This is a genomic window from Cohnella silvisoli (assembly GCF_021190915.1).
GTDB lineage: Bacteria > Bacillota > Bacilli > Paenibacillales > Paenibacillaceae > Cohnella > Cohnella silvisoli.
In genome coordinates this window covers 66,819-90,989 of record NZ_JAIOAP010000011.1, presented here as the reverse complement: position 1 = coordinate 90,989, position 24,171 = coordinate 66,819, and the positions used below count along the sequence as shown (strand labels likewise).

Genomic DNA, 24,171 nt, shown 5'->3' with positions numbered 1-24,171 from the left:
CTATCAAGGTAAAGTAAAACTGTAGATTCACTCATTAGTTTTCAATAATTTACTTTGTTTATAATTCTCTACAACTTCTCTTGCACGTTTTGAAATTGTATGTCTTTGATTTTGGAGATACACAATATCGTCTAGAAAAAAATCTACGCTCTCTGCCCTTTGTGTGGGTAGAATGATAATTGACCCGTTTTTTTTCAAAACATCGATACAAATATGAATAGCGCTATTCATAATTAAATCATTAATCCATCCTGTAGAGACCCAAGGAAAACAGAATACTTGCTTGCCATTTGCAAAACCGATTGCAATCGAAGTCCTCCATTTCTCCCAACCTAATTCTTCGAATTTCATTTTCAATCGATCTTTGGAGAGTCCAAACATATCAACAATTTCTTCAACACTTTTTCTATTTTTAAATTGATTATTACTGACACCGTTTTTAAGCTGACTCAAAATACTTTTATTTGAGAATAACCATCGATTATGTGTACTCTCCCCTACATACCAGCTAATGCTCTTTAAATCCTCCATTGTTGCTGTTTTTTGGTTAATCAGAATATCACCGTCTTTACAATGTTCTCTACCTACCAAATTGTAAGATAATCCCCAGCCTCCTTCGCCACATTCACCGATAATCCCATAAGACTTTCCTTTTTCAAATATATAGTGAAATTCTTTGATGTAATCTATCATCTGCCCGTAATTCTCCATTTTAGGGAAGTATAAGCCTTCAATAATGTCAACATTAATTTTTTCTATTTCCAAAATTCCCACCACCTCTTCTTAAATCCAACTTCTTTAGTGTCGAAGATGTTTATTGGTACACCCTGCGTATCTGTAGTTTGTACTGTAATGTTTTTTATCTTTGGATTTACAATTCCAACATCTGGTTCAAATGAAGCATTAGTTTTGAATTCTATGACAGACTCCGTACGACTTCCAATACCTGCAGCCTTAGCTTGCGATTTGGTAGGTTGTTCCGTCCAAGCAAACACCCTTGATTCCCATTGATTATTAAGTCTCCCTAACATTTGAGATTCCATAATCTGCTGTGCAGATTCCTTAGATGTTACATGATAGAAAGTACCCTTAGATTGCCCCACTTTTTCTTTTGTAATTTTTATATCTGGACCCGGTATTGGTGCAATTGAAGCAATTGCAACATAAACATCTAACTGGGTTGATTTAGGATCCCCCAACGTCTTTAACGCAGAATATCCTGATGTTTCTTCTGCAAACTCAAGAATTTTCTTTGCTGATGACTTTTTTGGTTTGCCAAACATTTGCTCAACCCACTGTGTCATATCCACATCGTTATCACTGCTGTTTTTAGTAATTGATGAAGTTGACTTTACAGGTTCCGGTTGCACAGGTTTTGGAGTAGTAGCTGTTCCCGTAATCACAACTTTATTTTCCGTGACAGTTGTCGTGACATACCGATCTGTTCCCGCTTGTTTCTTAGTACTCTCCACTTGTTGGAGTGCTTGTTGAAATTGTCCGCTAGACATTAAAATCGTGTCGGAGCTTATGTTGCCTGTTAAAGATTTTTTAGCGTTACTTATGACCGCCTCTTTGATAGAGTCAGGAGCATTTTTAGTTGAATTTGATGCCCCTAAAACATTAATCGTTTGATTGCCGACAATTCCATCGGTTTTAATACCTTGACTCTTTTGAAAATTTAAAACTGCCGCCTGTGTTTTGGGTCCAAAATTACCGTCAGTAGCAATATTATACCCTGCTTTTACAAGCATTTCTTGAACGGCTTTTACCTTATCTCCAGAATCTCCTGCTTTAATTGTTGATCCGGATGTTGTCTTTGGCTTTGTTATACTTGCCCCGTTCATACCTTGAATTAAATGACCCGTTGGATCCACATACTTTATTGGTTCATTAGCAACGTACGTATACAAATTCAACGACAACGGATCATTCGCCTGCCCACGATACGTATCCTCCGTTAAAAACCGAGCTAGCTTTGGATCATAGTAACGCGCGTTTAGGTAATAGAACTTGCTCTCTTCATCATACTGGTATCCCGCATAACGAATCGGGTTATTTACAGTACCCGTCTTGTTCGTGATATTACCAAAAGCATCATACTCATAAGAAGCGGCTAATATACCCGTAGGTGAGATCAGTGCCGTTACATCGGCGTGGCCGTTGTACAAGTAGAAATAGCTGTCTGTGCCCATGGTTCGTGAGATCAGATTGAGTCCGTAGAGATTCCGGGCGGCTTGTTTGCCTTTGCCATCTGTCTCTAGCACTGCTTTATCATACTCGTATAGATAGGACGTCGTAACCCCGTCTGCCGTTTTCTTGACGCGAAGACCGTCGCCGTTGTATTGGTAGATAGCGCCGCTATTGCCGGTGCCCACTTTAACGAGTTGATTAAACCCATCGTACTCATAGCGTGCTACACCATCAAGGACATCGGAGATGCGTGGGTTTGGATTTGACTGGCCATAAATAAATAGGCCGAAGGTTGGCGTCGGCGGGTTCGCCGGGTCAATCTTCTTGCGGAATTCAGACGTCTTGTTAATCAAATTGCCGTTGTTGTCATAATAAAAGTTCGTTTGCTGTGTCTCGCCTGTCGATTTGACTTCAGCTGTGGCGTACAGGTGATTTTGCTCATTCACCCCGTAAGAGATCAGCGTTATCGCAGCGTCTTGCGTGGTTTTCTCGCTCAGGCGATTCCCTGAGGGGTCAAACGTATACTCCGTCTTTTTCCCGCTTGGCTCCGTAATAGTTTCTAGTCGGTTAAGGGCATCGTACGTGTACAAAGTCGTTCCCTTAGACACGCCGTTAACCGTCTCCGTCTTCGACTTTTGGTTATTGGCGTTGTCGTAGATGTACGAGTACGTATCGAGCAGCGTTGTGCCTTGATAGTTATTTAAGCTTAGCAGCAAATTGTTTTTGTAATACGTATACACTTCCTTGGCGCCACTCGCATAAGTAACCTGCTGCTGGCTGCCGTCTGCATAGTAAAGATAAGAAGCTTGGACCGAGGCACCATCTTTGACTTCAGATAGACGATTCGTTTTATCGTAAATCTTCGTTGTCACATTCCCTTTGACATCGGTCGTGACTTCGGAAACAAATCCAGCCGTGAGACCTGCAGTTTGGTCTAATAGGAATGTACTTGTCCCCATACCTGGAACGGATTTCGTAATGACTCGGTTCAGTTCATCGTAGGTACGGTTCGTTAAGCCAGTGCCGTCTTTCATGCTGAGTTGGTTGCCGTTATTGTCATACGTGTAGAAAATCTGATTATCCTTTGGCACAAGACCAACACCGGTGACTGTTTGAGAAAGAAGACGGTCGTGCGCATCATAAACATACGCGGTGGTGTTCCCATTGCGGTCGATTTTGGTTTTCATTTGACCGCTGCCCATATAGGAGTAGCTCTCCACTTTGGCTTGGTTATAAAGGAAGCTCCCTGCTTTACCGCTGCGTCCGCCATGGTCGATGCGTTTGGTAAGTTTGTTCGCTAAGTTATACTCGAACGAAGTGACAAACCCGCGACCGTCCTTCTGGGTGAGCGTGTTTCCGTTTAAATCATACGTATAGGCTGTCGTTTCACCCAGTGCATTGATGACAGATGCAAGCTTGCCCAATTCGTCATACGAATACTGCGTGGAATGACCTAAGCCATCGGTTTGGCTGCCTTTTTGCCCCACATCGTTATAAGATTGCGACGTTGTATGCCCTTCCGCATCCGTAACGGAAAGCTGGCGATTGTTGTGGTCAAAAGTATACGTCGTTTGGCGATTAAGCGCGTCGTAAACCGACGTTTGCACATCGCTGGCGTTATATTGCAGCTTCTGCACGACAACATTCGCCGCATCGGTGGTGGAACTCAAGCGATTGCGTTCATCGTACGTAAATGTCTGGCGGTTACCCAGCCAGTTTTGCTCCCACTGCTTATTCCCGTTTTTGTCATAGCCAAAGGTCGTGGAATGTGTGGTTTTGGTACCTGAGACATCCGTAACCGAAGCTTTGGTTTCAATCAGCCGGTTTAAGGCATCATAGAGATTTTCTGTCACGTTGCCATTACCGTCTGTAACAAAACGGGCGTTGCCGTTTTTGTCATAGCGAACAGACGTTGTAATCGCCTGTGACCCATCTTTCATCTGCTCGGTATGGCTAATCTCTTTCCCCTGCGCATCATACACAGATAAGTTCGTAACGCCAAGTGAATCTTCTGTTTTTACGAGATGACCCGTAACGTCATATTGATTTGTTGTCGTGTAAGCCTCAATGGAGTCATCACCCGGTTCAAAGGTGGTCCGCGTTTGGCTAAAGGCATTGTACATAAAGGTTGCTGTATTCCCATTGCCGTCTGTTTCGCTTATGACTCTGCCTGCTAAGTCATAGGTACTTGTCTTGAGCACCTTTTCGGGTGCATTCAAAGAAGCACGGACCGTTTGACCAACTACCCGGCTGGCATCGTCGTATTTAGTTCCGCTCACGACGCCTTTGGCATTGATCACGCCCACTTGTCTACCTGCACCATCATAGAGGCATTTCGTCGTCCATTTAAGTCCGCGTTCGACGCTTACCGCATCTCTTTGCGTGACAGGCAAGTTAGCCGCATTGTAGGTCGTTTCCGTTCCATAACCGCTTTGAATCCGAGCTAGATTAGAGGCCCCCGTACCCGCCAAATAGCCTTCTCCGTCGAGTTCTTTGATGACATTGCCATTTGCATCATATAAGTAGGCTTTGGTTACAAGTTCGGTTGGCGTATCCACCCACGCATAGGTCGTAGGGTTCACTTTCTTCTCTGTAAAGGTTTCCTTCTCGAGCTGCACACGGCCCATCTTATCGTATACATAGGTTGTACGGCTCAGATCCGTTAAGCTTTTATTCGCATCAAAATTTTGCGGGGACACCTGAATGGTTTTACGTCCCGCACGATCATACGTATAAGCCGTTACGCCGCCTAGTGCATCTGTCTGATTAAGCAGGTTGCCTCGTTGGTCATAGGCGAATGAGGTGAGATTCCCTTTGGGATCTGTGTTCGTAAGGGTCTTCCCTGCCCAATCATACGTGCTGAACGCTGTAATTTCTGTAGGCAATCCATTCTCATCTACCCCTTCGGTCTTCGTCTTCAGAACACGGCCTAAGAGGTCATAAGTCATGCTTGTAACAATGCCATCGGGTGTCGTTTGATTTAATAGATTTCCTTCCGCATCGTAGGCGTAGCTTGTCAACAATATGGTGTCGCTATCGTCGGTAAAATCGTTGCCCGCAAGGTCTCCGTTGCGCACGTGCTGCTTCTTCTCGGTGGGCTTGCTTCTATAGTCATAAGTATATTCGTTGATAAGCGATTCCTCTGCAGAAGTAAATACATCCTCGCGGACAACGCGGCCTTCTTCGTCATATTGGAACGCGGTACGGCCGCCAGCACTCGTAAACGTTTGCGCAACCAGCCCATCTGTCGTGTAGCTGGTTTTGCTCCACATGACGCGATCTCCGGATGGGATGCTGTACAAGGAAACCGCATCCTTACCCGTTTGTTCCATCGTCTTACGCCCCGTACGGTCGTAGGCGATGCCTTTGTATGAATATTTACCCCCATCAAGCGGGGACCAGCTTCCCGTCAGGCGATTCAGACCATCATAGCGGTAATACGTACTATTCCCCCGTGCATCTTTGGTTGACTTGATCGTCCCATTGGCAAAGTAGTCGGTAGATACACTTGTTCCGTCTGCCCTGATTACACTTGCCTCACGGCCATTACTATCATAGGTCCAAGTGGTTATAGCTGTATCCGCATCGCTAAAATAAACCGTTTGTTTTTTCTGCGAGCTTCCACCCGCAAGTACGGCATAAGAAGTTGTATCGAGCGTAACCGGAACATTTTCATTATTCGTCTTGAACATCGTTTTCTTGAGACGGTTCATGACGTCGTATTGGTACAAGTAAACCGAACCATTAGGCTTTGTTTCGCTTGCGAGATTGCCATAACCGTCATACGTATACGAAGTTACATTGCCTAGCGCGTCGGTTTTGGATTTTAAGAGGCCATTCGTTTCATAGACAAGCCGTACACCAACGGAATTGTTTTTATATACATTCGTAGGCACGACATCATTTAAGCCATCTTCCTCGGGTTTGTAGACGTTGGGAGAAATCGATTGTACCAAACGTCCCATCGTATCGTACGCCGAGAAGCTCGTCTCCCCGCCCTCCTGCATGGTTCGAACCAGCCGTCCCGCTTTGTCATACACATATTCCGTTTGGTAACCGGCAGGTGACGTTTGCCCCGTCAACCAGCCAATACCATTATAGGCGAACGTAGTCACATCTCCCGCCGCATCCGTAACGGTTTGTTTGTTACCCTCAGAATCGTATGTGTACGAGACTGTGCCGCCTTCCGGATCGGTTTCGGTTTGGAGCAATCCCTTCGCTCTATAGCCTAACCGGGCAGACTCCGCATCGGAGAAATATTGATAAGTGGTAATGGCATAATCATCCGTGTTTGCGCCTTCGCTATACACATCCGTGCCGCTCTGGGGCTGAACTTTTTGCAGTAGTCTGATTTTGTTTGCATCGTAAATATATTCGGTTCGTTTGCCGAGCTCATCCTTTTCTAAAATCAAATTGTTTTTGGTGTCGTAGGCGTATTCCTTAAAGGTGTAGTCCGGATTAATCTGCTTGGTAATATTGCCGTTACTGTCGCGCTCATACGTTGTTTTATTCCCGTTGCGGTCAAAAATGTTTTTCTCTTCCCCGAACTTGTTGTAGCTGTTGGCATCCAGGAAGTAGTCCGCTATCGTCAAGCGTCCCTCGGGATCCTGCGATTTGACGACATACCCCGCCGTGTCATACCACTTGATCGTGGTAAGGCCTGCGAGATCCTTTATCGTCGTTTGGCGAGCGAGGTTATCGTAGGTGTATAGGAAAGCATTGCCATACGCGTTTGCCGTTTTCATCACCTTATGCTGATCTGTCCCGGCGGCGTGGTTGTAGGTGTTGGTCTCAAGCACGGTGTTTGCGCCATCTTGCACACCCGTTAAGTAGTTCGAGCTATCGTACGTGTATTTTGCAATGATTTGGTTCGTCGGATCCGTCACTTGATTAAGCCGGTTTTGTGCGTCGTAGCCATATGTGACCACACGACCGATTGGATCGGTTACGGAAGTCAGGTAGCCGCTTGCGTTATAGCCGACGGTAAAGATCCGTCCAACCGTATCGGTGATTTTACGGGTTTTACCTTGCGCATCCGTCTCGATGTTCACGCGGTTACCGTTGCGATCTTGCATCCAAGTGAGAAAACCTGCGACATTAAATCCGTACGTGTATTGATCCTTCGTCGTAAGGACATGCGTGTTGTCGGGTAATTTGACAAGCGTGCTGTGGGAATCGTTGGCGGTGTAGCTGCCATCTGGATTCTTAACGAACACCTGCGCACCGCCGCTTGGCAGCTTGACGACTTTAAGGCTGTTCGGACTGGTCGTGTCATCCTTGACACTGCCTTCAAAACCAAACGTCCAGCCGCGTCCCATGGAGCTGGTCGTTCTGTCATCCTTGGAATTGTAAGTCCGGCTAATGTTCACGATAAATCCGGGAGAGCTTACGCTCAGGTCGGTTACCGATTTCCCATAGTTGCCCGTCGCGACATTAACCCCTTCTTCTCCGTAATGGATTTGCTCGAGAAGCGCTGGGGAAACTTCAGCCGCTAAGGAGACGACCATGCCGCCATTACCTGGCTTGGATGGTTCATCGGTTGGTGATTTAGGCTTAACAGGCGGTGCCGTGACTTGTCCCGTGAGTGCGCTAGCGGCATTTACCCAGCCTTCTGTTGCAACTTTTCCGGTAAGGTTGCTTGCGAACGTAACGGTGCCTTTAATCCGCTCCGCAATTTGCGCGCCTGTTAAATCCGGGTACTGACTCTTAATGAGCGCAGCAATACCTGTGACAAAAGGCGCAGCCATGCTTGTACCGCTTAAATAGGCATAACCGCCCCCGGGGATCGTGCTTATAATACCAACACCCGGCGCTGCGACATCGACGGTGGAACCGTAGCCGGAAAATGCCGCCAGCTTGCCTTGGTTATCGACTGCCGTAACGGAAAGGAGGTTGGTCAGTTGATAAGATGCTGGATACACGGGGCTTGTATCTACATTTCCCCCGTGGTTGCCCGCAGCTGCAACTATGAGCATCCCGCTTTGCGCAAGAGCTTCCTGAAGAGCAGGGTTGCTTTCCGGTCCGCCGAAGCTAGCATTAAGGATGCTTACGCCCATGCTTTGCGCATATTCAATCGCCTCGATCGCGTCTGAGGTATATCCCGCGCCTCCGGTCATGAATTTGAGCGGCAAGAGGCTTACGCCCGGCGCAACGCCGCGAACGCCAACGTCATTGGCTTCAGCCGCAATAATGCCCGCGACATGCGTGCCATGCTTGTCATCAGAACTGCTATCAAAGACGGTGGCGTCCTCATTCGCAAAATCATAACCGTGAACATCGTCAATATAGCCGTTGCCATCGTCGTCGATGCCGTTGTCCGGGATTTCCGCTGTATGGGTGTAGATATTGGCGGCAAGGTCGGGGTGCGTCATATCGATACCGGTATCCAGTACGCCAACGAGAACGGATGAAGAACCCGTTGTTACGTTCCAAGCGTTAACGGCATCGATATCGACGCCTGCGCTGCCGGCTTGAAAGCCGATGTTTTGTCCGTTGTTAAGCAGTCCCCATTGCTCCTCAAAACGGGCATCCTGGGGGAGTTCACTCGCATACAGCAGATAGTTGGGTTGGGCGTATTCGACATTCGGATCTTTTTTGAGCTCCGCAATCGTCTGATCGAGGTTGTCGCCGTCAGCAATCTGTAGAACCTCGACACGGTTTTTCTTTGATTTATGCTTGGACTCCAGCTTCTCCAGCTTAAGCTTGGTTTTAATCGCAGCATTTATATTTTGGCTTTTAGCGCCGCTCTTGTATTTGACAATCAGTTCTGTTTTGTGACGAGGCGCAGCTTTTGCAGCTTGCGGATTTTGCGCGGCTAGCGCGCTATAGTCAAAGAAGAGGGTAGTAAAGAGTAGCATAAACAGGCTGATGTTCGCGATTAAGCGTAGCGTTCGGCTCATAGAATCCTCCAACGGAAAATAGAATAAGTGCTTGGTTTGGTGTAGCTATTTAGGAAAGTAGAGCATTCGTCCTATGAAATGAAAATCGGATCGTGCTAGGTTTACGGGTTGTCCGGTCTTTCTATAACGCTGTACGTGATGGAGGATCCGCCAGATACTTTCGCTTTCATCTGCACGCTGTTAATGACACCGGTCCAGGATTCGTCCGGCGAAATGGCTTTGTCGGTTACAAAGGTGACTTCACCTGGCCTGAATGCAGAGACAATGACATCGGTGCCAGCGATTCGGCCGGTCGTGAGTTCCTTCATTCCCGTTAAGGTAGATAAATCTACGATTTCAACGGCGTTAGGATCATACGTCACTTTAAGCGTATAGCGGCTAAAGTCCATGATGTCTTTGCCGACCATGCCCATATCGATCGTTCCGGCTTTCGATAAGCGGGCAACGAGCGTATTGTTAATGATTCTGCCGCTCCATGCACCGACACCGCTCACATTGGTGGTCCGAATTCGGTACTTGTGCTCTGTGCCCAGAACGACCCGGCGGTGCTTGTACTCCGGTTTTACGCCTGCATCGAACACTTGCCCGTCCACTTCAACTTCATATTTTGTGGCCGTTGGATCACTTGCCCAAGAAAGGGAGACGATATTGGCAGTCGAAGTAACGGCAATGTTAGATGGAATCGTAGGCTTGTCCGGCAATGTACGCAGACTCACTAACGCACTCCAATCGCCTTCAATGGCATCTGTGCGCGCGCGTATCCGGTATTGATGTTGCGAGAAAGGGTTTAATAATGTATCGCTGTAGTTGGTGTCGGTGAAATTATCGACGATGACAACGCCGTCTAACTCTACGTCGTAACCGAGTGCGCCCGATACGGCGCTCCAATTCAGAAACACCTGATTTTTGGAGGCAGTGGCTGTTACATTTGCAGGAACTGCTGGTTTGGATGGGAGTGTGGTGAAAATGAACGGCTCCGTCCATCCGCTCTCTCCGCTTGTTCCTATCGCTCGAATACGGTACGTATGCGGCGTTTCCGGCGTAAGGCTGGTTTGTGAATAGGTGGCCATCGATACACTTGTCACTTGCCCATCTGCTTCTACCTCGTAGGAAGCAGCGCCAGTGACGGCCGTCCAGGTAAATGTGATGGACGTATCCGAGAGCTGCTCGGTCATTCCGCTTGGTGTTGGGAGTAAGTAAGTCGTCATGTTTATCGGTGCACTCCAACTGCCCGCACCCAGTTCATTAACTGCGCGAATGCGGTATTGATGCGTTGTCTGTGGGTTAAGGCCCGTAAAAGATGCCGTTGTCGCATCGATTAAGCTGACGATAGCCCCATCTGCTTCTACTTCATAGGTAAGCGCATCAAGTACCGTATCCCAGCGCAGGCTAACCGACTTGTCTGAAACAATCTGCGCAGCCACAACGGGAACACTGGGCAGGGTGTTCGTTGTACTGATGATTTGTGTTGGACTCCAAGGACTTGCCCCGCCAGCATTAAGCGCACGAACGCGGTACGTGTGACGGCTTGCCATCGGTAGGTCTACCTGTTTGAAGGTCGATTGTTGCCCTGCTGTAAACCTTTGACCGTCCCACTCTACTTCATAGGCGACAGCACCTTGAACCGTATTCCACGTTAAGGTAACGGTCTTAGCTGTTGCTGCTGGCATAATGTTTGTAGGATAGACAGGTGCGATTAACAGCGTACGCTGAATAAGGGGTGCGCTCCATGATCCGGCTGTACCGCTCTTCACCGCGCGAACACGATATTGGTGAAGGGTATTCGGTGTAAGAGACTCATGCTTATAACTCAAGCTTCGGCCATTGGAAATGAGCGTGGATGAATTGTCTATTTCAATTTCATAGCCTGTGGCTTCTGAAACCGGTGACCAGCTTAAGGTTATTGCGCTGCTCGTCGGCTGAGATTTGATGTTTTTAGGGACCGCGGGCGGTACGATAGGAGGGCCAACGCGAACCAGCGAAGACCAATTCGTGGCGATCCCTTCTTGGTTAATCGCCCTGATTTTGAAATTGTACGTCTTCAGGCGATCTAATTTGGACAAGGTGAGTATCTTGCCAGGCAGCGCGAAGCTGACCGGCTGGGCAACCAGCAGACCTTCGGAGCTGAGATATTTGTTGCCCGACGTGATTTGGTATTTCGTTGTACCCGGGTTCGTGTCGGTTACGGTCAGGATGGGTGCTTGTCCTGTTAGTTGCTGGATAGTCATCGCCGGATTAATCGCAAGTGTGTAAGCGTCTTTAGTAACAATACGGATGATCCCGCCGCTGTCTTTAACTTCAAACTTGACGAGATACTTCGTATCCGGGGTCAAAGCGGATGCGGTAAAGATCGCGCCGGTATTTGCGGTTCCGCGAATTTCGGTTTGCCCCGTTGATGTGTTGTTGTAAATGACAAGAGGATTGTCTGTGCCGTAGCTCAGTTTGACATCCTGCATGACGATCGGGCTAGTTGCATTCCCTGAGGTAAGGAATGTCAATGTTTTCGGTGCCGACCATGTGCCTCCACTATTCGCAGAAGTCATCAGGCGCAGATTATAAGCTGTTGCGCTTACAGCAGGGTCAATGCCGCTAAATACGACATGCAGCTTATTAAGATTATCCGATGTAACGACAGGCAGCTCTTGACTTGCAGTATTTCCGGAAATGAGGCTGACAGGTGAAGTCCAAGTCGATCCCCCGTTGGTCGACTTGATAAACCAAATGTTATTAATCGTCGGCTGGGTGCTGCTCGCTGCCGACCAAACCATATAAAGGTTGGAGCCGTCCGCGTACACCTGGTGACTTTGCTGCGGATAGGTTGCAACACTAACCGGGGTCGATGCAGTCCAGTTTGAACCGTTCCATAATTGCTGAGAGATTGCATAGGTCGTTCCGCTTACGTATTCGCTGAAAAGTACCGGTGTTGTTCCATTAACAAGTAATATAGAAGGGTTAGCATAATTGTTCCCTACTAAGTTCTGTGTAGTGACTTGCTGCACCGCCGCCCAGGTGAGCCCGCCATCTGTGCTTTTGATATAACGCAGATTGTAGCTGTTGGAAAAGGAAGCATTTTTACTGACCCAAACGGCATGTACATTCCCGCTGGTGTCAACTGCGATGGCAACACCGCTTGAAGCAGGTACAACGGTTTGACCACTGTCGATTGTAGTGGTCTGAGCGATCATATTGTCATTCGTTTGAGTTATTGCATTGATAACAAAGCTGCGGACTCCGCTAGTCCCATACCGAACGATACCCACGATATTGTTCCCGGAGGCTGCAATTGCCGGGGGGGAAGTAATGTTGGCCGAATCCACGAGAGTGGCGAGTTGTGACCATGTATTTCCTTGGTCCTTGGACACCATAAACCGGATACCGGAGGAAGCAGTTCCCGTATAACCAGCCACAGCCCACCAGCCGTTGGATAGTTTAACGATTCTTTTGTTTCCGGTTCCCGCGAAATCAAGCAGCGGCGAAGAAACTGCGGTTGAACCCGGCGAAAACCAGCCACTAGACTGAGAACCAATTGTAATTTGATAAGGCGCCGTTGCTAAATCGGTTGTCGTCTCGGCTGTATTACCGCGTACGGTAATGGAGCTTGCTGAAGAAACCACATCAAGCGGATAGCTGAGGCTGCCTTCTGTAACGGTGAAAGCAGTCGTCTTTTCGTAGATTTGTTCGCCAATTTGGGCGACCACACGCGCAGTGTGCGTTCCTCTTGGCAGCGTTGCATAAGCGATGGATTGAAAGCTAAGAGATGCTGATCCTCCAGATAAGACGGTAGTGGTTCGCTCTCTTGGCTCTGTCTCGTTGTCCAGATATAAGCTTACAAACGACAAACTGTCGAATGAACTGGTAAAAACTACGCTTACTTTGAAGCTATTTATGGAAAAGTAATCTACTGTAGTGGGTACATATCGATTACCTGGCACTCCAAGCTGTCCGTATTCGTTATACCCCCACGCTTTGACCGTGCCATCATCCATCAGGGCCAAGGTATGAGAAGAACCCGCTGCAAGTTTCTTTACACCGCTCAATCCCGTATTCAGAGTAGGCGTTGCCTGCACATACGTTGTGTTACCTAAGCCTAGCTGACCGTAATTGTTTAGCCCCCACACCTTGACCATACCATCTTCCATTAGGGCCAACGAATGATTTTGACCTGCAACCAATCGCTTGACGCCGCTCAGTCCCGGAATCGCGGTAGGTGTTGTCTGATTCGTCGTGTTGCCTAAACCTAATTGGCCGTTATTGTTATACCCCCACGCTATGACCGATCCGTCTTCCATCAGGGCTAACGAATGATAATCACCTGCTGCCAGTTGCTTGATGCCGATCAATCCTGTAATCACGGTTGGTGTTGTCTGAGTTGTCAAGGGGCCTAAGCCAAGCTGGCCGTTATTGCTTCTCCCCCACGCCTTTACCGAACCATCTTCCATCAGGGCTAATGTATGAGAATAACCTGCTGCCAATTGCTTGACGCCGCTCAGTTCAGGAATCACGTTAGGTGTTGTCTTAGCTGTCGTGTTGCCAAGGCCCAGTTGTCCGTAATAGTTATTCCCCCACACCTTAACCGTGCCATCTTCCAACAGAGCTAATGTATGAGAATAACCTGCTACCAGTTGTTTGACACTGACCAGCCCCATAATCGCGGTAGGTGCTGTCTGATTTATTGTGTTGCCTAAACCAAGTTCACTGTTAGCATTATACCCCCACACCTTGACCGTTCCGTCCTCCATCAGGGCCAATGTATGATAATAACCAGCTGTTAGTTGTTTTACGCCAATCAGTCCTGAAATTGCAGTAGGTGTTGTCTGATTCACCGTGTTGCCTAAGCCTAGCTGACCGTAATCGTTGCGTCCCCACGCCTTGACCGTGCCATCTTCCATCAGGGCTAATGTATAATTATAGCCCGCTACCAGTTGTTTGACGCTAATGAGTCCCGTAATTGAGGTTGGTGATGTCTTATTTGTTATGTTTCCTATACCAAGCTGGCCGAAATCATTACGCCCCCAAGACTTGACTATGCCTTCATCCATAAGGGCCAACGTATGATATTGACCCGCTACCAGTTGCTTGACGCCGCTTAGCCATGGAATCGCAGTAGGGGTTGTCTGATTCGTCGTGTTACCCAAACCTAATTGGCCGTTACCATTAACCCCCCACGCTTTGACCGATCCGTCTTCCATTAGGGCCAACGTATGAGATTCACCCGCTGCCAATTGCTTCACACCGCTGAATCCTGTGATTGTGGTAGGTATAGTCTGATTTGTTGTGCTGCCCAAACCTAGCTGACCACTACCGTTATGCCCCCATACCTTGACCGTTCCGTCCTCCATCAGGGCCAATGCATGATTATAACCAGCTGTCAGTTGCTTTACACCAATTAGTCCCGTTATCACTTTTGGAGTTGTCTGTGTCGTCGTGTTACCCAGACCAAGTTCACCGTTAGCATTATACCCCCACGCCATGACCGTGCCGTTATCTATCAGGGCAAACGTATGATATGGACCTGCTGTCAGTTGCTTTACGCCAATCAATCCCGTAATCGCTGCAGGTGTTGTCTGATTCGTCGTATTGCCTATGCCTAGTTGTCCGTAATCGTTACGCCCCCACGCCTTGACCGTGCCGTCTTCCATCAGCGCCAACGTATGATATTGACCCGCTACTAGTTGCTTGACGCCGTTCAGTCCTGTTATCGCGGTAGGTGTTGTCTGAGTTGTCGTGTTACCCAAGCCTAGCTGGCCGGAGCTGTTATACCCCCACGCCTTGACCGTACCGTCTTCCATCAGGGCCAACGTATGAGATTGACCCACTGTAAGTTGCTTGACACCGCTCAGTCCTGGAATCGCCGTAGGTGTTGTCTGATCTGTAGTGTTACCTAGGCCTAGCTGGCCATTATTGTTACGTCCCCACGCCTTAACCGTACCGTTGATAAGTAAAAACGACGAGTTCGAAGTTGAACCGGAAATAATACTTAAGCCCGAAGTTATAGACACATTCATATCCAGCATACTCACTGTGGTCGTAAGACCCGAGACAACAGTAAACACACTCTGATTTGTACCATTACCAATCCCTAATTGGCCGCTTGTGTTGTAACCTGTTCCATAGATTTTGCCATCCAGCCCAATCATAAAGGCATTGTTGCCCGTCCCGCTCCCATAGATATAAGCAGGTATAACCGAAGCCGAAACAGATGTCGGTGTCGACATTGCAGAAGTCGAACCCAAGCCCAATTGCCCATAAACATTATATCCCCAAGTTTTAATGGAATCGTCCATAAGGATGACGTACGATGAGTCCCCTCCTGCTGATACATACCTCACGTTGCTAAGCGTGGAGATCGTTGATGGAGTAACATTGTTTGTCGTATTGCCATTCCCAAGCTGCCCGTTGCTGTTATACCCCCATGAACTCACGCTGCCATTGGCAAGCAGCACCATAGTATGCGATCCACCAGCTGCGACTTGAATAGCGTTTGATAAAGCGGAGATCGTATAAGGGCTGCTTTGATTGGCCGTATTCCCCGTTCCAAGCTGCCCGTAGTTGTTATACCCCCACGTTTTTACAGTACCATCCGTCAGCAGGGCCACCACGAACTTATCACCTGCAGCAACTTGCCTTACACTCGATAGCCCTGGAATAACGGCCGGTGAATTGGTTGCCGCAAGCGTGGTCAATTCACCGTAGGTATTCGTCCCCCACCCTTTCAGTGTGCCATCCTGAAGCAATGCAATAGCGAATCCGTTACCAACGGCGAGTTGCTTAACATTCGTAAGACCAGAGATCAGAGTTGGTGTGTAAGTCACACTTGTATTTCCCAGACCCAATTGACCGTTAGCATTCTGACCCCAAGCTTTAACAGTGCCATCCTTAAGCACCGCATATGAGTTATAACCGTTAGCAGCTACCTGTTTAACATTCGTTAATCCTAGCACAGCTGTCGGAGTCGAATAACTTGCTGTTGTGTTCCCTAACCCCATAGCTCCTGTGCTCGCATCCGAGCCGCTTACCTTTACTGTACCATCCGATAATACGAATAACGTATGACTTGTTCCCGATGCAACGACTGCGGGTTGCAAAGTCGGGTCAATCGCCGCTTCTGCCTTTTGCGAAGGCATTACTAACAAACCCAAGCCTTGCAAAAATAAACATAAAACCAATAGTATTGCAATCTTTTGCTTACCTAGTACCATCTGATAAACTCCCTCTCATTTTCGAAGATATCATGACAGATTCATGGAAACGCTTAATAACAACCCTGCGCAAAAAACCTTAGCTGCCTGCATTGCAATTGCACCGAAAAGAGCCAACCGCCTGAACGCGATTAGCTCTTTCGACATCGTTATGAACAGATTTGATTAGTTACCACTCTATTGTTTGCCATCCATATCCTCCCACAATTCTTGTTACCGCAATCATAGAGGAAGAGGTATATAAAAACTGTGAACTGGTTCACAAAACGAGAAATTTGTCAGTTTATGAATCGATCGATTAACCTCTATTTCTCAAAAGCGCCCAAATCAATCAGGGAATCTACCTTACGCGGCTGGAAGGACTGATGGTTCAGGTACTCGAAACTTGGTACGTTCCCCGTCTTCACCACTTCCGGATCCAGTGCTGCTCCTGCGTTGATAAGCGGTGAGCCTGCCATTAGGGCGAAATTAGCATTAGCGGCATCTACGAAGCCTGGATTATTTTGCGGGTTGGACAAGATGTTCGACATTCCGTTGCCAGCCCACGAAGGTCCTGCCGGATCGGCATTGCCGGGCTTCGTATTCACATTCGGATTGGCGTTCAACCACCCTAGGCTTATCCAATTGTTCGAGAAGTCCGCATTGCCGTAACCATGGAAGATAGCGAATGGTTCCGGTTTAGCCCCGGGTGTAACGGACATCGCATGAAAAATATTATTTCTGGCTTGTACGGTAGGCGTCCCTGCATTGTTATTGATCTTGAACAGTGTAATAGCCGGTTGATGCCAAAATTCATAATCATACTGGGAAACGACCGTATTGTTATAGAAGTAAACTTTGCCGCTACGGATATTGCCCCAGCTATATGGGCCATCCCCAAAGCCTAATACAGTATGCTGCCAGCCTGTCGGGCTAGGCTCGGTGTGCATAAACATCGTATTTCCGTAGATATACACTGAATTTACCAAGAGGCTGCCCCATGCATCCTTTTGGATTTTCTCATAGGAAGCGTTGGATTGCGGGTCCAACAAATCCATCATGAACGCTCCGCCTTCAAAAAAATTATAACGGAACGTGATGCCTGCAGAACGTTCCTTCACATTATCGCCATAAGAGCCTGCCTTTGTGTTGCCAAAACGATTGTACTGATATACGGTTCCTACGCCTTCGGTATAAGCGTTATGCTCGCTTGCGCTGCCGGCATTGCCGTTGTCATGCAAATAGTTTCTCTCTACAAGCAGGTAGCGTGACTGCCCTTGTTCATCGTACTTCGAATTCTGGAACAAACCATTGCCGTTATCATGAATGTCGCAATTGATAATCGCAATATTCTCGCCGCGTTCAATATAGATGCCGCTGGCAAATTTGTGCCAAGCTGCAGCCGCTCCTTTAGTATCCGTTAATGGATTAGTCTGATTGGCATTTTTGATTTCAAGGTTCGAAATTTCGATATAGCCTGGCTTATATCCCCATGCGTAGCCTTGGGGCGGGCTGATCACAAAAAGTCCGATTTTATCAAATAAAGGGTTGAGAAATGGAAGTCCGGGCGTCTGTGTTGCGCCATTCCCATCAATGACCGGACGCTCGCCATTAGGTCCAAGCACCCCCGTTATGCGGATAAACTTATTAGCTGCCCCGCGGTTCGTGAGGAACGTAATTTCCTTATACGGATCGGGCTGCCAATGAATATTAACCGTATCGCAAGGCAGCAGCTTAAGCCATGGCACTTGAGACAGCTTCGTATACGCCTGACCGATCCCAACCTCATAGATCGTACCTGAAGCGCCGCATGCGGACTGACTAGGCGTGGTCGGGACATAATCCCATGCTCTCGGCGTCTCGATGGTCGTCCACAAATTGGTCGAGGTCGGCTGTGAGGTCGACTGTGGCGTGGTAGCTGGCGTCGGTGTCACAGTTGGAGGCGTAGTCGTTCCCACTGAACCGATAAGCGTTCCAATCAGTTCGAGTGAATTGCCTGCGAGCAATGCATAATCCAGCGAAGCCGCAAGGTCGGTTGTACCTTTGGCACTGGCAATCAAACTTATCGCTTGATCAATTAGCTGCTTGGACTGGGTTACATTAATTCCTTTGCTCTGTGCGATGACTACATTCGTTTGAGTGTCTGCCAAAGCTAACTCCACATTGCTTATTATCTTGGGAACAACCGCGTCCCCGAAAGTGTTCAAGATCGTATTCACTTTAAAGAGGCGCAATTCCACTTTCTTCTGATGAGAAGCGACCTTATCGTTTAGATTGTCTGCCGCTTGTATGGCGCTTAACAATAGATCGCGCTGCGCTTTAATGAGCTGTGCTGCAGCCGCTCCTTGTATGGCGTCAATCTTGATCAATGCATTCTGAAACAAAGGATCAAGCGTAATGACCTTCTTGCCTGACCCAGTGCTGCCACTATCAGCCATTGCCGTGATAGGCAGCATGGACAGCACCATAATCAGTGTGATGATAAATGCGGCAACTTTTCGATTGATCACATTTTTCCTTAACATGAATACACTTCCTTTTCATCTGTTCTTACTTTATAAGATAAATGAATTCCAGCTTAAATAATGTGAACTGGAACACAATTTGCAACAAATTCATGTTCAAATTGACATAAAGAAGCCAACCGCCTGAATGCGATTGGCTCTTAGAGATTGTTCACTTATGCAGGATGCTGCTCTCCAACGGAACGATAAGCTCGAACACCTTGGCAATATCCTCTTTGCTTACATTGAAGTGCTCAAGCGTGCCTTGAAGATGCTTCGCGATGGCTTGGAAATGCTCGCCCTGAAGGTTTAATCCCTGATGAGCTTTCTCCATGGATCTACCCGTATATTGATTAGGCCCGCCCAGAGCAAAGCTAAGGAAATGGGTTTGATGCCTACGCAGCTGGTCCAGGTCCGTATGTTTGAAAAAATGATTGACCGTTTCATCCCCCAAAACGCGTTTGTAGAACTCATCTACCACTGGAGCTAACCCTTCTGCTCCCCCGAATTTTGCATACAATGATTGTTCCAACCTAATTCCTCCTCGATCCCTTGATACTCGCAAGTATAGTTGAATACGATATGAAAAACTGTGAACGGGTTCACAAAATGAGACGATATATCGGAAAAAAGTAGCAACAAGAGAGCCAACCGCCTGAATGCGATTGGCTCTCCAAGATGACTATGAACGGTTTTGATTAGTTAATGCAGTATTATTAATCTACAAAAATGATTTGGATATTACCAATAATAATATCGCTCACGGCCCCATTTATTAGCGCTGCTTTTACCGTTATCGATATCGTTGTACTATCGGCAGCTGCATGATTGATTGCAGCTCCCGTAATATCTACATTAATTTTTCCTGAGTTTGCTAAAGTTGCGGTATAGCTCAATCCCGCAGGCAAGCTGGTTATAATAACATCGTTTGTAACATCCCCTGTTATCGGGTCTACACCTGTAGAATCAAATGTGCTGTTCGTTAAGTTAAGAGCAATCGAGCCGCCGTTCAATACTCCCAAGTTATTGAAAGCCTCATTAATTGTCGTCACATCTGGCGTTATCGTTGCCGCTGGCTGCGGTTTAAAGTCCCCGGAGGTCAGCGTAATTAACTTATAATTAACTATAATTCCGTCGCTATTTGCTTCATATACGGCTAAATATATTTTCATTACAGCATCCATGAATGTGATATCTAAACCAGAAGTATATTGAGATACAAGACCCACATTTGAAATAGTTGGTTCGGGATCCCCTATATTCAGACTTAGAAATGCAGATTTCGAACCGTAAATGACCAAATGATTCAGAGGATTGCTAACTGTTGCTGTTACGGACGTCGCTCCCGCGGCAGTACCTGGCGTCACAGCTGCAGATAACGTTGGCAATGCTCCCACCGGCGTAATATCAGCAGCTATCAGTTTAATCTCTTTACAAGCAACTATTTTATCCGCTGAGTCTACCTCGTACACCACTATATATTTGTTGGTTGTATTATCCATTCCTGCAATTTCGTCGCCCATATAGTTATTCAGTACAGTCGGTCCTGCCGGCAATGAATCTCCAACGAGTGGTACATTCGTAGTACTGAACGCTAACTTAATAGCGATATGGCTCCCAACATTGAAAGGCGTGGCGATGATCTTAGTAGTTCCAGGAGCAGAACCCTGTGCTGCAACTGCGACTGTGGATGGTGCTGGACTTCCAGTTGCAATTGGCTTAATATCTGCGGCTGTCAACGTAATCAGTTGGAATTTCATGACTTTACCATTACTATCCACTTCATAGATGTGTACTTGATTATTCACTGCACTTGCTGGGAATTCAGTACCGACAACATAATTATCTAATTCTCCCAAAATGTTATTTGGTGCTGGATCTCCAACATTCGGAGTTAGGAGAATACTTCCTCGCACGAGTACATAGAGGTGATTTCCTGGACCTGCAATTACATTAAGTAATTTCGAATATCCAGGTGTTGAACCTTGTGCCGCGGCTGCCGTTAAGGTTGGTATTGCCAATACGGTAACCGTTACCTTCCATGGCTGTGTGCTGTTATCCTGCGCTTTTATTGTATAGACGATAAAGGAACCGAAATTATTTGAAGTAAATCCGCTAAATTGATCGGTGCCATTTATTGTTGCTGTAGCGCCTGGAGATAAAGTGAATGTCGCTTTCAGAGCACTCACAACGGTTCCATTGGGAACTTGAATATCTACGGTATGAGCAATCATATCGATCACTGCGCTTCCGGTTTGTCCAGGAATACTGAAAGCCGTAATTGCTTTCGCGCTGCTAACCGTCGCTGCTACGGTAACCGTTACCGTCCAATTCTGCACACTGTTGTTCTGGGCTGTGACCTTGTAAACTACAGGATTCAAATAAGAGTTTTGCGTTGTTCCACTGATTTGATTGACACCGCCTATGGTAACCGTTGCGCCATTGGATATAGTGAATGTTGGCTGTAACACGCTCACATTAGTTCCAGAAAGCAATTGAATAGCTATTGTATGATTAATCGGATCTATTGTTGCGGGAGCAGCATCTCCAGCCCCAAAACTGAAAGCCGTAAAGTCTTTCGCGCTGCTTAGCCCTGCCACGGTTACGTTTACCGTCCAGTCTTGTTTAGTGTTATCCTGTGCTGTCACGGTATAGGTTACTGCGTTGCTGAAGTCATTGGTTGTCGTTCCGCTGGTTTGAGCTGTGGCACCTACTTTTGCCGTTGCCCCAGGAGATACAGCGAAAGTTGCTACTAAACCATTCAGGTTGTTTCCGCTAAATACTTGAATATCCACAGTGTGGGCAATCGAATCAATCGTTGCCACTCCGTTCTGTACCGCGAAACTAAAAGCAGTGATGTCCTTCGCACTGTTAGGAGCCACAATTACAAGTACCGTCCAGTTCTGCGTACTGTTATCCTGCGCAGTTACGACATAGGTTACTATGTTGCTGAAGTTATTGGCTGTCGTTCCGCTGATTTGAGTGGTGGCACCTACTTTTGCCGTTGCCCCAGCTGATAAGTTGAATGTTGCTACTAAACTATTGTTCAAGTTTGTTCCGTAAGCTACTTGTATATCTACAGTATGGTTATTCACATCAATCATCGCCGCTCCGGTTTGAGCCGCTAAACTGAAAGCCGTAATTGCTTTCGCACTGCTTGGCGCTGCCGCTACACTTACGTTTACCGTCCAACTCTGTATGCTGTTATCCTGCGCTGTTACGATATAGGTTACTGCGTTACTGAAGTCATTAGTTGTCGTTCCGCTAGTTTGAGCGGTGGCACCTACTTTCGCCGTTGCCCCAGCCGATAACGTGAATGTCGCCTTCAGACCGTTCAGGACGGTTCCGTTAGCTACTTGAATATTCACAGTGTGGCCAATCGAATCAATCGTTGCCGCTCCGGTTTGAGCTGCTAAACTGAAAGCCGTAATTGCTTTCGCGCTGCTTGGCGCCGCCGCTACACTTACGTTTACCGTCCAGCTCTGCATACTGTTATCCTGCGCTGTTACGATATAGGTTACTGCGTTACTGAAGTCATTAGTTGTCGTTCCGCTAGTTTGAGCGGTGGCACCTACTTTCGCCGTTGCCCCAGCCGATAACGTGAATGTCGCTGTTAATCCATTCAGGTTAGTTCCGTTAATTACTTGAATGTTTACGGTGTGAGCATTCGCATCAATCGTTGCCGCTCCTGTCTGTTCTGCGAAACTGAAAGCCGTAATTGCTTTCGCGCTGCTTGGCGCCGCCGCTACACTTACGTTTACCGTCCAGCTCTGCATGCTGTTATCCTGCGCTGTTACGACATAGGTTACTGCGTTGCTGAAGTCATTGGGTGTCGTTCCGCTGATTTGATCGGTATTAACTACTTTCGCCGTTGCCCCAGCCGATAACGTGAATGTCGCTGTTAATCCATTCAGGTTGGTTCCGTTAATTACTTGAATGTTTACAGTGTGAGCATTCGCATCAATCGTTGCCGCTCCTGTCTGTTCAGCGAAACTAAAAGCCGTAATCGCTTTCGCGCTGCTTAATGGAGAAGATGAATCCGTGCTGGAAGTAGAGGTTGCCGTTGCTCCTGCCCCCTCTTCTAGCAAAGGCAGCTTCTCGAAAGTTGAACCTTTTCCGTCGACGTTGATGATAGCTTTCTGAATTGATCCTTGACCTAATACTTTCAATACTGCGTCAATTATAAGCTTGATGATCTTAGCGTCTTTACCAAGATTCAGGGTAACATCTGCAGTTTTTTCTACAATTAATTCAGTTACACTGCCTTCCGGAATTTCAATGGAGATTTTCTTCCCAACCACGTCTACCTTTTCAAAAGAACCTTTCATCGTGACCTTGGAACCTGCCGGAAGCACGTCAGTCAATGTAATGTCCTTAAATCCGTCGCCGGATACAGAAGATTCCTCTATCGTTACCGATGACTTTACTATTACTTGTGCAACTGTAGTCTTACCCTCCGCAACAATACGCACGGAACCGTCTTTCTTATCAACAACGATAGAGACGAGAACGGAGTTCTCAAAATGGATAGAGTTCTCGCCCCCACCCGATACTGTAGTCGTGCCTTTAACCGTAACATTCTTCAAGAAAGCGTCGCCGCTGCCAATTCCTGCTGCAAGCAGCAGGTTTCCGTTGATGATCGTATTCTGTAGAGTTACACCCGGGACGTTAACGACAACATCGCCGTCAATGGTTTCCGACCCGGTCTTCGGACCGTAGGTTCCAGCAGCGTTAATCGCACTTTTCTGTGTTTCTGCCTTCGCTTGCAAAGCACGATCCAATGTGACAACCGCTTCCGCACGTGTGATCTGCGCATCCGGTCTGAACGTCTGATCAGTATAACCCTGCATGATTTTCTTGGCTGCTACCAACCCAATAGCCTCTTTGCTCCAAGAAGCAAAACGATCCGCATCACTGAAAACAACCGCGTTCTGATTATCAGCCTGCAGCTTCAACAACCTCGCGATGATGACGGCAAGGTCTTGCCTGCTCGTCTTATTGCCGGGCGCAAAAGTACCGTTGGCGTTGCCCTTAATATATCCGGCCTTGACGGCTTTCGCCACTTCACTGTATGCCCAGTTGTTCGATTGGACATCGCTGAAGCTCACATCCGCTTTCTCGGTAAATCCGAAAGCCCGATTGATGAGCGAAATCAATTCCGCACGCGTAATCGGGTTGTCCGGCTTCACTGTACCGTCCGCGTACCCTTTGATCAGGCCTTTCTCCAACCATTGGTTCAACTGCTTTTCCGCCCAGTGTCCTTTCACATCCGACTTGCCGGACTCCGCTGCAGAAGCGAAGCCAAAAGAAGAAAACATCATGCTAACGATCAGCAAGATTGCTGTCCATTTTTTCATTCCATTGGTTACCATTTTTTATCCTCCCAAAATTCTTGATATC

The 24,171-nt window shown here is 47.4% G+C and carries 6 protein-coding genes; all 6 read right to left on the bottom strand.

The window, feature by feature from the left end; genetic code table 11:
• Positions 1-27: 27 nt before the first annotated feature.
• A complete protein-coding gene (locus K7P76_RS20020; protein ID WP_232187087.1) occupies positions 28-765 on the bottom strand; it encodes an ATP-binding cassette domain-containing protein in 738 nt (245 codons plus the stop codon).
• Positions 756-9,089 carry a S8 family serine peptidase gene (locus tag K7P76_RS20015; RefSeq protein ID WP_232187086.1) on the bottom strand — a complete coding sequence of 2,778 codons (8,334 nt, stop codon included), beginning with the start codon at positions 9,087-9,089 and terminating at the stop codon, positions 756-758. The genes K7P76_RS20020 and K7P76_RS20015 overlap by 10 nt, the downstream gene beginning before the upstream one ends.
• Before the next feature lie 101 nt (positions 9,090-9,190).
• Complete coding sequence (locus K7P76_RS20010; RefSeq protein ID WP_232187085.1) at positions 9,191-16,213, bottom strand: RCC1 domain-containing protein; 7,023 nt, start codon at positions 16,211-16,213, stop codon at positions 9,191-9,193.
• 380 nt (positions 16,214-16,593) lie between these two features.
• Complete coding sequence (locus K7P76_RS20005) at positions 16,594-18,792, bottom strand: right-handed parallel beta-helix repeat-containing protein (protein WP_232187084.1); 2,199 nt, start codon at positions 18,790-18,792, stop codon at positions 16,594-16,596.
• A gap of 151 nt (positions 18,793-18,943) precedes the next feature.
• Positions 18,944-19,303: a group I truncated hemoglobin gene (locus tag K7P76_RS20000; protein ID WP_232187083.1), complete on the bottom strand. Its 360-nt coding sequence runs from the start codon at positions 19,301-19,303 to the stop codon at positions 18,944-18,946.
• Positions 19,304-19,487: 184 nt separating this feature from the next.
• Positions 19,488-24,143 carry an SGBP N-terminal domain-containing protein gene (locus K7P76_RS19995; RefSeq protein WP_232187082.1) on the bottom strand — a complete coding sequence of 1,552 codons (4,656 nt, stop codon included), beginning with the start codon at positions 24,141-24,143 and terminating at the stop codon, positions 19,488-19,490.
• Positions 24,144-24,171: the final 28 nt, after the last annotated feature.